10 protein-coding genes and 1 pseudogene (1 of these 11 cut by a window edge) are annotated in these 13,633 nt (G+C 62.1%); all 11 read left to right on the top strand.

Annotated elements, in window-relative coordinates:
- A protein-coding gene (locus tag RHEC894_RS17635) for a hypothetical protein (protein WP_085738232.1) crosses the window boundary here: on the top strand, positions 1 to 33 show its final stretch. Its footprint begins 174 nt before the window's first position; the window shows 33 of its 207 coding nt (coding positions 175-207); its start codon lies off the left edge, out of view; it ends in the stop codon at positions 31 to 33.
- 154 nt (positions 34 to 187) lie between these two features.
- A complete protein-coding gene (locus tag RHEC894_RS17640; RefSeq protein ID WP_085738233.1) occupies positions 188 to 994 on the top strand; it encodes a pseudouridine synthase in 807 nt (268 codons plus the stop codon).
- A gap of 14 nt (positions 995 to 1,008) precedes the next feature.
- Positions 1,009 to 1,695, top strand: coding sequence for a phosphoribosyltransferase (locus tag RHEC894_RS17645; RefSeq protein ID WP_085739035.1), 687 nt, complete (start codon positions 1,009 to 1,011; stop codon positions 1,693 to 1,695).
- A gap of 94 nt (positions 1,696 to 1,789) precedes the next feature.
- Positions 1,790 to 3,532 carry an SLC13 family permease gene (locus RHEC894_RS17650; protein WP_085738234.1) on the top strand — a complete coding sequence of 581 codons (1,743 nt, stop codon included), beginning with the start codon at positions 1,790 to 1,792 and terminating at the stop codon, positions 3,530 to 3,532.
- Positions 3,533 to 3,628: 96 nt separating this feature from the next.
- On the top strand, positions 3,629 to 4,573 hold the full coding sequence (locus RHEC894_RS17655) for a phosphoribosylaminoimidazolesuccinocarboxamide synthase (protein ID WP_010069009.1): 945 nt from the start codon (positions 3,629 to 3,631) through the stop codon (positions 4,571 to 4,573).
- A 64-nt stretch (positions 4,574 to 4,637) separates the two neighbouring features.
- Entirely contained in the window at positions 4,638 to 5,240 is a 603-nt protein-coding gene (locus tag RHEC894_RS17660; protein ID WP_010069008.1) for a TetR family transcriptional regulator, read from the top strand.
- A gap of 153 nt (positions 5,241 to 5,393) precedes the next feature.
- Positions 5,394 to 6,605 carry an efflux RND transporter periplasmic adaptor subunit gene (locus RHEC894_RS17665; protein WP_085738235.1) on the top strand — a complete coding sequence of 404 codons (1,212 nt, stop codon included), beginning with the start codon at positions 5,394 to 5,396 and terminating at the stop codon, positions 6,603 to 6,605.
- A 48-nt stretch (positions 6,606 to 6,653) separates the two neighbouring features.
- A complete protein-coding gene (locus tag RHEC894_RS17670; RefSeq protein WP_085738236.1) occupies positions 6,654 to 9,764 on the top strand; it encodes an efflux RND transporter permease subunit in 3,111 nt (1,036 codons plus the stop codon).
- Positions 9,765 to 9,914: 150 nt separating this feature from the next.
- On the top strand, positions 9,915 to 11,357 hold the full coding sequence (locus tag RHEC894_RS17675) for an efflux transporter outer membrane subunit (RefSeq protein ID WP_085738237.1): 1,443 nt from the start codon (positions 9,915 to 9,917) through the stop codon (positions 11,355 to 11,357).
- Between the two features lie 174 nt (positions 11,358 to 11,531).
- Positions 11,532 to 12,576 (top strand): annotated as a pseudogene (locus tag RHEC894_RS17680) (LacI family DNA-binding transcriptional regulator).
- Between the two features lies 1 nt (position 12,577).
- Positions 12,578 to 13,600 carry an ABC transporter substrate-binding protein gene (locus tag RHEC894_RS17685; protein ID WP_085738238.1) on the top strand — a complete coding sequence of 341 codons (1,023 nt, stop codon included), beginning with the start codon at positions 12,578 to 12,580 and terminating at the stop codon, positions 13,598 to 13,600.
- Positions 13,601 to 13,633 lie beyond the last annotated feature (33 nt).

Consider the following 13,633-nt stretch of genomic DNA (forward strand, 5'->3'; position numbering starts at 1 on the left):
AAGGAACTTGCCGGCTTCATGGCCTGCCGCTGAGCCAGCCCGACCCCATCATGCCGGAACGGCGCTTTTCTCCAAAGCGCTGACGTTGTTTTATGGCGTCTCTTCTTTCCCGGTTTTTCTTCGCCTTGCTGGCATCCTTGCGTCGTTCATGCCAAGACAAGGCATCAAGGCAGCATAAGGACCGCAGATGAGGGAACGGCGTCCATCATATAAGACGCGCGAGCGGACAAAGCCCGCCGCCGACGCCGCGGCCAAGCGGGTCACCCTCCCCCGTGCTCTTTCCAAGCTTGGGTATTGCTCCCGAACGCAGGCCGAGCGGCTGATCGCCGAAAGTCGCGTTGCCGTCGACGGCCGCACCATCAGCGATACCTCCGCCTGGGTCGACCTTGCCACCGCCAAGATCAGTGTCGACGGCCTCGTCATCGCTGCCGAGACGAAAATCTACCTGATGCTCAACAAGCCGCGCGGGCTCGTCACCACCCGCCATGATCCCGAAGGCAGGCCGACAGTCTATGATTGCCTCAGGGATTTCGACATCCCGCACCTCTCCCCCGTCGGCCGGCTCGACAAGGCGAGCGAGGGCCTGCTGCTTTTCACCAACGACACCGAATTTGCCCAGATCCTGCTCGATCCCGTCACCCATGTGACGAAAACCTATCATGTGCAGATCGACCGCATCATGGATGACGAGGCGATTGCAGCCATGACGTCGGGCATTCGCCACGACGGCGAGTTGCTGACGGCAACCGCCGCTCGGCGTCTGCGCCAGGGCGACAGGAACTCATGGATCGAGGTCGAGCTCGACGAGGGCCGCAATCGCCAGATCCGCCGCATGCTGGAGGCGCTCGGGACGGAATGTCTGCGCCTCGTGCGCGTCGCAATCGGCGGGCTCGAACTTGGCGAACTGCCGAAAGGCGCCGTGCGCGCGCTGACGGAGACGGAATTGCAGTTGCTGCGGCGGAAAACCGGCATCGAAAAGGCAAGACGCAGTTGACTGAAGCAACCGGCATGGCGCCGCATGATTTCTGGCAGGAGATTCATCCGCCCGGCACCTTTGGCGGCGACGGCGAATTCGCTTCCTTCTATGTCGCCACACTGGAAGATGGCCGCCAGCTTCGCCTGCCGATCCGCGTGCTGGCGGATGGCAATCACGCCCTCGCCTCGCTGATCGTCAATCAGGCAGGCTTCGCCGTGCTCGATACGCTCGCCGAAAGCCTCGCCGAAAAGATCAGGCCCATGCGCATCGATGTCGTCGCCGGCCTGCCGACGCTCGGCCTGACGCTTGCCGCCGCCGTGGCGCAGAAGCTCGGTCATGACCGGTATGTTCCGCTCGGTACCTCACGCAAGTTTTGGTACCGCGACGAGCTTTCCGTCGCCCTGTCTTCGATCACGACGCCGACGCAGGAGAAACGCCTCTATATCGATCCGCGCATGCTGCCGCTGCTGAGCGGGCGGCGCGTCGCTTTGATCGACGACGTCATTTCCAGCGGCGCCTCGATCGTCGCGGCTCTTGATCTGCTGACGGCCTGCGGTATCGAACCCGTCGTCATCGGCGCCGCCATGCTGCAATCGGAGCGCTGGCGCGAAAGGCTAACGGCGGCCGGGCCGCAATGGCCGGCACGCACCGTCGGCGTCTTCGCAACGCCCCTTCTGGAGCGGAACGCCGCAGGCCGGTGGCAGGCACCAGCGGCCTGAGACGAGATATTGCAGTCCCGCCTGTCGGCGCCTCTGTACAGCATAAGAGGAACGATTACAGTCCGGCCTCATCGATGAAACACCGGACCTGCCCATGTCGTTTGCGCAAGCATCCCTGCTGATCCTTCTGCTGGCGATGCTCGTTCTCTTCTCCCTCGATCGCTTCCGCATCGAGGTGGTTTCGATCGCCGGTCTGCTTGCCGGCCATGCGCTCGGCCTTTATCCCGCCGATCGGATCTTCGCGGGCTTCGCCAGCCCCGTCGTCGTCACCGTCGTCGAGATCCTGCTGATCGTCCAGGTGCTGGCGCGCGCCAAGCTCTTCGACAGTCTCGCTGCCCGTTTCGCGGCCACGGAACCCTCGGGTTTCCAGGTCATCTCAGGTACGTCTTTGCTTGCCGGTTTCATCTCCATCTTCATGAACAATATCGGTGCCTTTGCGATCACCCTGCCGGTGGCGCTGCGGCTCGGCACGGCTCTGGCGATCCCCCGCCGTCAGTTCGTCATGCCGGTCTCGTTCGCAGCCCTGCTCGGCGGTCTCGTTTCGCTGATCGGCACGCCGGCCAACCTGCTCGTCAGCGATGCACTCGGCGAGGCAACCGGAGCCGGCTTTCACTTCTTCGATTTCGCCTATGTCGGCCTGCCGGTCGCAATGGCCGGCATAATGCTGGTCGCCCTTCGCGTGCAGCGGCTGTTTCCAGAGCCCGACGAGGCGCCGGCGACGATCTCGCCGGTCACGCGCCGCATCGTCGTCGAGCGCCGCATCCCCGAGGTTTCGCCGCTGGTCGGCGTGAGGCTTTCCGATTGCCCGGCCCGCTTCGGCATCAAAGCCCACGCGTTGATCCGCGGCGACAATTTCGTCTTCGGACCGCTCGAGCAATCGGTGATCGCGGCCGGCGACGTGCTGCTTGCCGAAGGCAGCGATGCGGTCTTTGCCGGTCTTGCCGCCGCGCAGGCGCTGATGGCCGATATCAATCCGCACGGCCTGCGGCCGGATTTCTTCCGCGTCGAAAGCGTCGTGATGCCGGAAAGCACGCTGGTCGGTTCGCGGATCCGCTCGCTCGAAATCTTTCACAGTCGCGGTGTCGCGGTCACCGCTCTTTCCATGCGCGCGCCGCGCATCGAGGGCCGCTTCCTCGACCTGCAACTATCGATCGGCGATATATTGACGTTGGAGGGGCCGCGCATGGCGATCGCCGAAGCGCTCGAAGAAAGCGAGTGCCTGCCGCTTGCCTCGGCCGCTTCGACCGAACCAGCCTCGCTCTCCTGGCGGCCCTTTGCGCTCTTTGCCTGCGGCGTCGTCGCCTCCGCGGCCGGCCTGCGTCCCGACGTCGCCTTTGCCGGCGTCGTGCTCGCACTCGCCCTGCTCAATCATCTGAACATTCGCCAGGCGATGGCCGATCTCAACTGGCCGATCATTATCATGCTGGCGGCGATGATCCCGATCGGTCAGGCGGTCGCAAGCACCGGGACGGCCGAAACCATCGCCGGCTGGCTGAGCCTCGTCGTGCCGATCACCCAGCCGCTCTTCGGCGTTGCCCTCATCCTCTTCCTCGCCATGGCGCTGACGCCCTTCGTCAATAACGCAACGGTCGCTATCGTCCTCAGCCCGGTCGCCCTTGAATTTGCAAGAACCGGCCAGCATGCGCCGCATGCCTATCTGATCGCGGTCGCCGCTGGCGCCTCGCTCGATTTCCTGACGCCGTTCGGCCACCACAACAACACGCTGGCCATGGGCATCGGCGGTTACCGCTTCAGCGACTTCCTGCGTGCCGGCTGGCCGCTTGCCGTCACATGTTATGGCCTCGCCTTGTTTCTCCTGGCTCTGTTCTGGCTGTGATGCGATACTCTGTAATGCGATACTTGGGGCCACCTTGACTTCCCGGCCATGAAACGACAGGAAGCCTTCACCCAAACACAAGGACAGTCGAGCGCCGTGCGAATCCTCTCCGAAGCCCATTTCCCCGAATTGCCGAACTATTATCGCGGCAAGGTGCGCGAGAATTACGATCTTCCTGACGGGCGCCGCATCATCATCAGCACCGACCGGCTGAGTGCCTTCGACCGCATTCTCACCTGCATTCCCTATAAGGGCCAGGTACTGACGCAGACGGCGCGCTATTGGTTCGAAGCGACGAAGGACATCTGCCCGAACCACGTCATCGACTATCCCGATCCGAATGTCGTCATCGGCAAGCGGCTCGACATCCTGCCGGTCGAAATCGTCGTGCGCGGTTATCTCGCCGGCACCACCGGGACCTCGATCCTGACACTCTACAAGAAGGGCGAGCGCGAGATGTACGGCATGCGCCTACCCGACGGCATGCGCGACAACCAGATCCTGCCCGAACCCGTCATCACCCCGACCAGCAAGGAATTCGACGGCGGCCATGACGAGCCGCTGACGCCTGCCGAAATCGTCACGCGCGGCCTTCTGACTGCCGAGCAATGGCAGGCACTGTCGACATATGCGCTCGCTCTGTTTGCCCGTGGCCAGGAGATGGCGGCAAAACGCGGCTTGATCCTTGTCGACACCAAATATGAATTCGGCACCGATAGCGACGGCAATATCATTCTCGCCGACGAGATCCACACACCCGACAGCAGCCGCTACTGGCTTGCCGAAAGCTATCCAGCAAGCTTTGCGGCCGGAAGACGTCCGGAAAGTTTCGACAAAGACTTCGTCCGTGCCTGGGTGGCCGAACGCTGCGATCCCTATAAGGACGAGATCCCCGAAATCCCCGTCGAACTGATCGAGCAGACCTCGGCCGTCTATATCAAGGCTTACGAGGCGATTACCGGCGAGCGCTTTGTCCCCGACAATAGCCACGACACACCGCTTGCCCGTGTTCGAAGCAACCTCGCCCCCTATTTCCCTTGAAAAGACGACAGGCAATAGCGCTAGCATCAAAAGGGGATACCGGGATCGGCCCGGCGGGGGACGGATGATAAAAAGGCCGAGACGCAAGGCCGAAGAAACGCGCGAGGATATTCTCTCCATGGCGGAGGTGCTGTTTCGCCAGCACGGCTACGTCGCCGTGTCGATCGCCGACATCGCCGGCGCACTGCACATGTCGCCCGCCAATGTCTTCAAGCATTTCCATTCCAAGGTCGCGCTGATCGACGCGATCGCCGGACGCCATCTCGACAATGCCGCCGAGCGTTTCGCCGCTTTCGAGCAGGCCCTGCCGCCGAAGCAGCAACTGCTCCGTTTCGTTCTGCGCCTGCTGGAAGGCCATCTGCAGGACATCCAGAACAATCCCTACATTTTCGAAATGGTGCTTTCGACGATCGAGGCCAAACTTGAGGCCGGCAATCGCTATCGCGCCCGAATCGAGCAGAAGCTCGGCGAAATCATCCGCGAAGGCATGGCGGAGGGACGTTATCAGTGCCGCGATCCCGAACGCGCCGCACGCACCGTCGCAGACGTGCTGGCCTGCGTATTGCACCCGATCCTGATTGCCCGCGACGACAAGGAAACCCTCGTCCACCGGGCCGAGGACATTGTCGGCTTCGTCGATGCCGCATTGCAAAATAACGCTTGCTAAGTGACGATTGCTGACTTACGTCACTTCGTAAAGCCTTTGTTAAATCCGGATGGCATTTGAAGCCAAATCAATCCTGACGCTTATATAAGCCTGCGCTTGGTCCAGCCGAGCCCGTGGATCGAACGGTAATTGCCACCGCACAGGGAATTCAGAATGATACGGCGCGCCCTCCTCATCTCCTCGGCTCTGGCGTTCGGCACGTTGCTCGCCGCCTGCAGCGACAATGCCGGCAAACCCGCCGGCAATGCCGGCGCGGGCGCGGCACAGCAGGCAGCCCCGGTCGGCGTGATCACCCTGAAGAAGGACAGTTTCCCGATCACCACGATCCTTCCGGGCCGCGCCGAAACCTTCCAGACAGCCGATATCCGGCCGCAGGTGAGCGGCATCATCCGAGAGATCGCCTTTAAGGAAGGCGGAGAAATCAAGAAGGGCGATCTTCTCTACCAGATCGAGGATGCGCCCTATATCGCTGCCGTCGAACAGGCCAAGGCGGCAATCTCCAAGGCGCAAGCGAGCGTGCCGAGCGCCGAAAGCAATCTCGACCGCTACCAGCGCCTCGTCGGCAGCGGCGCCACCCAGATCGAATTCGAAACGGCCAAGACGACGCTGCTCCAGGCCAAGGCCGAAGTGGAATCGACGAAAGCAGCGCTTGCCGCCGCGCAGATCGATCTCGATCACACCCGGATCGTCGCACCCTTCGACGGCGTCATCGACCAGACGGCCTATAATGTCGGCAACGTCGTCTCGGCCAACCAGACGACGGCGCTGACGACGATCCGCCAGCTCGATCCGATTTATATCTCGCTGACGGAATCGAGCACCAACCTCTTGAAGCTCCGCGATGCGATGGCCGCCGGCGACATCAAGGGCGCAGACAATGTCGCCTTCCACCTGATCCTCGAAGACGGCAAGGAATATAATCAGCAGGGCAAGCTCGACATGTCGAAGCAGGTGGTCAGCGAGACCACGGGCACCTTCATCATCCGCGTGCTTTTTCCCAATCCCGACCGCATCGTTCTGCCCGGCATGTATGTGCGGGCAACCGTCGAGCTCGGCGCCGAGGCCGGTTATGCGCTGCCGCAGCTGGCGACGAGCCGTGACGCCAATGGCCGGCTGACGGCGCAGTTCATTTCTGCCGACGGCAAGGTCGAAACCCGCGCTTTCGAGAACAGCTCACCCTCCAACAATTCCTGGCTCGTGACCGAAGGCATCAAGGACGGCGATCAACTGATCGTCGCCGGCCTGCAGTCGATCACGGCAGGCATGCCGGTAAAACCGGTCCCGATGAAGATCAATGACAACGGCGTGGTCGTGCCTGCTGAGCAGCCCGCGGCCGGTGATACGCAGAAGCCCGCAGCGAAATAATCGCTTCGAGCCCGCAGCGTCACCGTCTCAGCCGCACAGGAACAACCGATGGCCAAGTTTTTCATCCGACGTCCGATTTTCGCCTGGGTCATTGCGATCACCATCATGCTCGCCGGCCTGCTGGCGATCTTCACCCTGTCGATCTCGCAATATCCCGACATCGCTCCGACGACGGTTCGCATCAATGCCCCCTATAGGGGCGCCAGCGCCGAGACCGTCGAGAAATCCGTGACGACGATCATCGAGGATGGCATGACCGGCCTCGACGACCTCACTTATATGACCTCGACGTCGTCGACCGGTTCGGCCAGCATCCAGCTCACCTTCGGAACGAGCGCCGACCCTGATATTGCCCAGGTGCAGGTACAGAACAAGCTGCAGCTGGTCCAGTCGCAGCTCCCAAGCGACGTCATCGATGCCGGCATCAGCGTCACCCGCTCGACTTCGAGCATTCTTCTCGTCGGCTCGCTTGTTTCGACCGACGGCAAGCGCAACTCGGTCGACCTCGGCAACATCATGTCGACCTCGATCGAGGATCAGATCCAGCGCCTGGAAGGTGTGGGCAGCATCAACGTCTTTGGTTCGGGTTACGCCATGCGTGTCTGGCTCGATCCGTTCAAGCTGCTGAAATACCAATTGACGCCGAGCGACGTTACGTCGGCCATCCAGGCGCAGAACACCCAGGTCTCCGTCGGTTCGCTCGGCGCCCAGCCGGCGACCCCCGGCCAGCAGATCAACGTCACCATCACTGCCCAAAGCCAGCTGACCACCGTCGCCGATTTCGAGCACATCATCCTCAAGGTCGAAAAGGACGGCGCGACGGTACGCCTGAGCGACGTCTCCCGCATCGAGATCGGCCAGGAAAGCTACGGCGGCGGCTCGCGGTATAACGGCCAGCCGTCGACCGGTTTTGCCGTCAATCTGGCGATCGGCGCCAACGCCATCGATACCGCAGCCCGCGTCCGCTCCGCTCTCGAGGTCATCGGCCGCGGCCTGCCGGCGGGCGTGGAGATCACCTATCCCTACGACACGACGCCCTTCGTGGAACTGTCGATCGAGAAGGTCGTGCACACGCTGATCGAAGCAATTGTGCTCGTCTTCGTCGTGTTGCTTATCTTCCTGCAGAACCTGCGAGCAACGCTGATCCCGACGATTGCCGTTCCCGTCGTGCTGCTCGGCACTTTCGGGGTGCTGGCGATCACCGGTTACTCGATTAACACCTTGACGATGTTTGCCATGGTGCTGGCGATCGGCCTTCTCGTCGACGACGCCATCGTCGTTGTCGAAAACGTCGAGCGCATCATGTCGGAAGAGAAGCTTTCGCCGCTGGAGGCGACGGAAAAATCGATGGGCGAGATCACCGGCGCCATTGTCGGCATTGCGCTCGTCCTCACCGCCGTCTTTATCCCGATGGCCTTCTTCGGCGGCTCCACAGGCATCATCTATCGCCAGTTCTCGATCACCATCGTCTCGGCCATGCTGCTGTCGGCCCTCGTCGCCCTCGTGCTGACGCCCGCCCTTTGCGCCACGATGCTGAAGCCGGTCAGCGAACACCGGAAGCACCGCGTCGGCGACTGGTTCAACCGCAACTTCACGCGCTCCACCAACGGTTATATCAGCGCCATCGCTTATCTCCTGAAGCGGCCGATCCGCGTCATGCTGGTCTTCCTGCTTGTCGGCGCCGGCTGCGCCTATCTCTTCACCCGCCTGCCGAGCTCCTTCCTGCCGCAGGAAGACCAGGGCGTGCTGTTGACCATCGTCACCACGCCGCCGGGTTCGACGACGCAACAGACCCAGGCGGTCGTCGAAAAGGTGGAGAATTATTATCGCCAGAATGAGAAGGATGCCGTTGAATCGGTGTTCGGCGCGCTGGGCTTCGGCTTCAACGGCTCCGGCCAGAACAGCGCCATCGTCTTCACCAAGCTCAAGGATTTCTCCAAGCGCACCGATCCGAATCTGAGCGCCCAGTCGGTCGTTAACCGCGCGCTGCGTAACTTCTTTGCCATCCGCGAGGCGCAGGTCTTCGCGCTCCTGCCCCCGGCGATCCAGGGTCTCGGCGTATCGAGCGGCTTCTCCATGTATCTCGTCGATACCGGCGGCCACGGCAACGACGCGCTGACGTCCGCCTCCAAGCGGCTGATCCAGATGGGCAATACCTCGGGCAAGATCGTAGCCCTGCGCAGCAGCAGCAAGGAAGTCGAGCCGCAGATGCGCATCGTGCTCGATCAGGAAAAGATCGGCGCCATGGGCGTCGACATCGCCTCGGTCAACTCGATGCTGTCGATCATCTTCACCGGCCGCGACGTCAACGACTTCACGCTGAACGGCGAGATCAAGCCGGTCTATGTCCAGGGCGATGCGCCCTTCCGCATGCAGCCGGATGATCTCAACCATTGGTACGCCCGCAACACCGCCGGCGAAATGGTGCCTTTCTCCGCCTTTACCAAGACGGAGTGGGTGAAAGGCGCGCCATCGCTTGCCCGCTTCAACGCCGTCAGCGCCATTCCGCTCGATGGCGCTTCCGCACCCGGTGTCTCCTCCGGCGATGCGATGAACGAAATGGAAGCGCTGACCGAACAGCTCGGCGGCGGTTATACGGTCGCCTGGCAGGGTATCTCTTATCAGGAGCGCCTCTCCGGTTCGCAGGCGCCGATGCTCTACGCGATCTCGGTTCTCGTGGTCTTCCTCTGCCTGGCGGCGCTTTACGAAAGCTGGTCGATCCCCTTCTCGGTGATCATGGCGGTGCCGGTCGGCATTCTCGGGGCGCTGACGGCCGCGACCCTCTTCGGTCAGGCGAACGACGTCTATTTCAAGGTCGGCCTGCTCACCACCATAGGGCTGGCGGCAAAGAACGCGATCCTGATCGTCGAATTCGCCAAGGACCGCATGGAAAGCGGTATGGGGCTCTACGAAGCTACGCTGGAGGCGGCACGATTGCGACTGCGGCCGATCATCATGACCTCCCTTGCCTTCATTCTCGGCGTTGTGCCGCTGGCGATCGCGACAGGCGCGGGCTCGGCGGCACAAAACGCCATCGGCATCGGCGTTCTCGGCGGCATGCTGGCGGCGACGATGCTCGGAATTTTCTTCGTGCCGTCCTTTTTCGTCGTCATTCGACGCATCTTTGCCACACGGGGCAAAAATGCGGCAGGAGTGTGATAAAAATGCACTGTGATAATGCTGTTCCGATTGCTACATTGCGCCCGACTGCTTCGGTGTGTGTATTTTTGGTAGGACGAGGCGCGGTTGCGTTAGTGAAGCATGAAGCTTCGGACAAGAATTGACTTGCTCGAGTACAGGAAGAAATGAATGGTATCTCTTCGTTTTGCCACCCCGGCATTATTATTGTTGTTGTCGGGCTGCGTTGTTGGCCCGGATCATGTTCCTCCTGAAATGCCGCTGCCCGCCAAATTCGGAGAAGGCGGAACGAAGAGCGATGGTGATGTTGCTACCGCAGCCTGGTGGACCGCCTTCAACGATTCGCGGCTGAACGGTTACGTCAACGCCGGCCTTGAGCAGAACCTGACAGTCCAGCAGGCGATCGAACGCATCAATGCGGCCTCCGCCGCCGTCACTACCGCCGGAGCCGGCGCCCTGCCGAACCTAACCGTCGGCGGTTCGCACACGGTGAGCGGCCAGAGAGGCGAGCTGCGCACGCAGTTCGACACGCGCAACACCAGCGGCGGCGACGTCCAGCTGAGCTGGCTGCTCGATCTCTTCGGCCTCTACAAGCGCAGCACCGAAAGCGCTCTCGCCTCGCTCGATTCCGCTTACTCATCGGCCGATGTTGCCAGGCTGACGCTGATCCAGGATCTCGTCTCGAGCTATATCGACGTTCGCTACTACCAGCAGCGCCTGGCGCTTTCGAAGGCCAACCTGAAGTCTCGCCAGGAGACCTACGAACTGACCAAGTTCCAGCTCGAAGCTGGCGCCGCCTCGCGTCTCGACGTCGTTCAGGCCGAAGGTCTCGTACAGTCGACGCTCGCCGAAATTCCCGGCCTCGAAACCAACATCCGCGTATCGGCTCATCACATCGCTACGCTGCTCGGCCTGCCGGCCTCGGCTCTCGTCGATGAACTGCTGAAGGGCTCCGGTCAGCCGGTATTCCGCGGCGGCATCACCTCCGGCATCCCCGCAGACCTGATCCGCAACCGTCCCGACATTCGTGTGGCGGAACGTGATCTCGCTGCCGCAACCGCCAATATCGGCGTCGCCCAGGCGCAGCTCTATCCGAGCATCTCGCTCAGCGGCTCGATCTCACCGTCCTACATCAACCAGCGTGGCATCCATGGCGGCCTGACGCCTTGGTCCTTCGGCCCGACCCTCAACCTGCCGATCTTCGACGGCGGCCGCCTGCGCGCCAACGTCAAGTCGGCGCAGTCCGATGCCGCCACGGCCTACCTCAATTGGAAGTCGACGGTACTGACCGCAGTCGAACAGGTGGAAAACGCGCTTGCGGCCGTCCGCCGCGACGCCCGCACGGTCGCCGCGCTTCAGGCCCAGGTCAAGACCACGCAGGAAACACTCGAACTTTCCACCGCATCCTACAAGGACGGCGCCTCTTCGCTGCTCGACGTTCTCGACGCGCAGCGCCAGGTTTCGCTGGCCCAGGCAAGTCTTGCCCAGTCCGTCCAGCAGATGGCCAAGGACTACGTCTCGCTGAACATCGCAGTCGGCGGCGGCTATGCGCCCGGCGGCAAGACGACAGCACCGGCCAAGCCCGTGCCGGCTGCGAAGCCGGCCAATCGCTGATCGGCAGCCTGCCTGTTCTGAAAATGCCAAACCCCGCGATCGCCTCGCGGGGTTTTTTCATGCCCGCGGAATTCGCTTCTGGGATAATTGCGCATAAGATGAATTTGGATTCGACAAGATTGCAAAGTCGAGTTAAAGGCTTTGCTTAAACGATTAATCAGAGCGCCATCGATCATGCCTCAATCGCGCCCCGGACCGAACCTCAGCAGGATAGCGACGTCGCTCGGCGTCTCGGTCGCAACTGTCTCCAACGCGCTTTCCGGCAAGGGCCGGGTCTCCGGCCAACTGATCGAAAAAATCCGCGAGCATGCAGCCGAGCTCGGATATGTCCCGAGCCAGGCCGGCCGGGCATTAAGGACCGGGCGCAGCGGCGTTCTCGGCCTGGTGCTGCCGGATATCGCCAATCCGCTGTTTCCGAAGATCGCACAGGCGATCGAATTCGCCGCCTCCGCCGCCGGTTACGGCGTGCTGATCGCCGATTCCCGCGGCGATGCCGCCACCCAGACCGAGGCGATCAATCGGCTCGTCGAGCGCAGCGTCGATGGCATGATCATCATTCCCCGCCGCGCCACCCGCATTTCGGCCGCCGCCTGTCCGGTCGCCGTCATCGACACCGCCTCGACGCCAGGCAACACTGTGGCGGCCGACCATTGGCAAGGCGGCCGCGAAATCGCCGATCACCTCACCGGCCTTGGCCATCGCCGCATCCTCATTATCGGCAACAATCAGGAATCGAACGTCCAGAACGATCGTGCCGGCGGCATTCGCTCCGGCATGCGCGCGGGTATGCATGCGGAAACGCTGTGGATCGACAGACTGGAGCAGGATGGCGGCATCGGCTGCCCGCTCGGCCTCGCTGAAAAGGTGAGACAGGGTTTCACCGCCTTCGCAGCCCTGTCCGACCTCCAGGCCCTGCGCGCGCTGACGGAACTGCAGCAGGCCGGTATCAACATTCCCACTGACGTCAGCGTCACCGGCTTCGACGACCTCATCTGGTCGCCCGTCGTCACACCGTCGCTGACAACCATGCGGATGGACATGGACAGGATTGCCGAGATTGCCGTGTCGGCGCTGACGGATGCCATCAAAACGAGGGTCACCCGGGAGGGCATGCTCGTGACCGCTGAGACCGGCCGTGTCGCCATGCAGTTGATCGTCCGCCAATCATCCGGGCCTTGCGGACCCGGCACCAAAAATCTCAGAGATGGAGAACATGTAGGATGAAAAAAGCTGTCATTGCCTCGGTGGCGCTCTCCGCACTGTCGCCGCTTGCCGCATCCGCGGCGGAACGGACGCTGACCATTTCCGTCTATGCCTTTGCCCAGGACGAGTTCAAGACACTGGTCTACGATCCGTTCGAAGCCAAATGCGGCTGCAAGCTCGTGGTCGAAACCGGCAACAGCGTCGAACGATTGGCCAAGATGGAGGCCAACAAGGCCAATCCCGTCGTCGATCTCGCCGCCGTTTCCATGGCCGATGCACTGGCCGCCTCCCGCGCCGGGCTGATCGACAAAGTCGATACCGCGAAACTTTCCAATTTCGCCAAGCTCTACGACATCGCCAAGGATCCGAACGGCGACGGCATGAGCGTCGGTTATACCTTCTACGCCACCTCTATCGCCTATCGCTCCGACAAGATGAAGATTGACTCCTGGGCCGATCTCTTGAAGCCGGAATATATCGGCCACGTCGCCTTTCCGAACGTGACCACCAATCAGGGTCCGCCGGCGCTCTATATGCTGGGCCAGGCGCTCGGCAAGGACACGCCCGATCTGAGAGGACCGATCGAGGCGCTGGGCGAGAAGAAGGACGAGATCGTTACCTTCTACGAAAAATCCTCGCAGCTCGTCCAACTGATGCAGCAGGAGGAGATCTGGGCAGCGCCGATCGGCCGTTTCTCCTGGGCAGGCTTCACCAAGCTCGACGTCCCGGTCGCCTGGGCGACGCCGAAGGAGGGCCAAACCGGCGGCATGAACGTGCTGGTGCTGGCCAAGGGTTCGAAAAACCAGGATCTCGCCTTGCAGTTCATGGATTTCTGGCTCTCGACCGACATCCAGACCAAGCTCGCCGAGAAGCTGATCGACAGCCCCGCCAACAGCGAGGTCAAGCTGTCCGAGACTGCGGCCAACAACCTCACCTACGGCGAGGCGACGGCCAGGAGCCTCAAGCTGATCCCGTCAGCCGTCGCCCTCGACAATCGCGCCGGCTGGCTGAAGACATGGAACGAGAAGGTCGGCCAGTAAGGTCCGTGTGAAAACCGGTCCCGGCGCTGCCGG

It is taken from the genome of Rhizobium sp. CIAT894 (assembly GCF_000172795.2).
Classification (GTDB): Bacteria; Pseudomonadota; Alphaproteobacteria; order Rhizobiales; family Rhizobiaceae; genus Rhizobium.

Coding starts and splice junctions, on each gene's coding strand:
- RHEC894_RS17645 (WP_085739035.1), top strand. CDS start 1,009: ATGGCGCCGCATGATTTCTGGCAGGAGATTCATCCGCCCGGCACCTTT.
- RHEC894_RS17685 (WP_085738238.1), top strand. CDS start 12,578: ATGAAAAAAGCTGTCATTGCCTCGGTGGCGCTCTCCGCACTGTCGCCG.
- RHEC894_RS17640 (WP_085738233.1), top strand. CDS start 188: ATGAGGGAACGGCGTCCATCATATAAGACGCGCGAGCGGACAAAGCCC.
- RHEC894_RS17665 (WP_085738235.1), top strand. CDS start 5,394: ATGATACGGCGCGCCCTCCTCATCTCCTCGGCTCTGGCGTTCGGCACG.
- RHEC894_RS17660 (WP_010069008.1), top strand. CDS start 4,638: ATGATAAAAAGGCCGAGACGCAAGGCCGAAGAAACGCGCGAGGATATT.
- RHEC894_RS17670 (WP_085738236.1), top strand. CDS start 6,654: ATGGCCAAGTTTTTCATCCGACGTCCGATTTTCGCCTGGGTCATTGCG.
- RHEC894_RS17675 (WP_085738237.1), top strand. CDS start 9,915: ATGGTATCTCTTCGTTTTGCCACCCCGGCATTATTATTGTTGTTGTCG.
- RHEC894_RS17650 (WP_085738234.1), top strand. CDS start 1,790: ATGTCGTTTGCGCAAGCATCCCTGCTGATCCTTCTGCTGGCGATGCTC.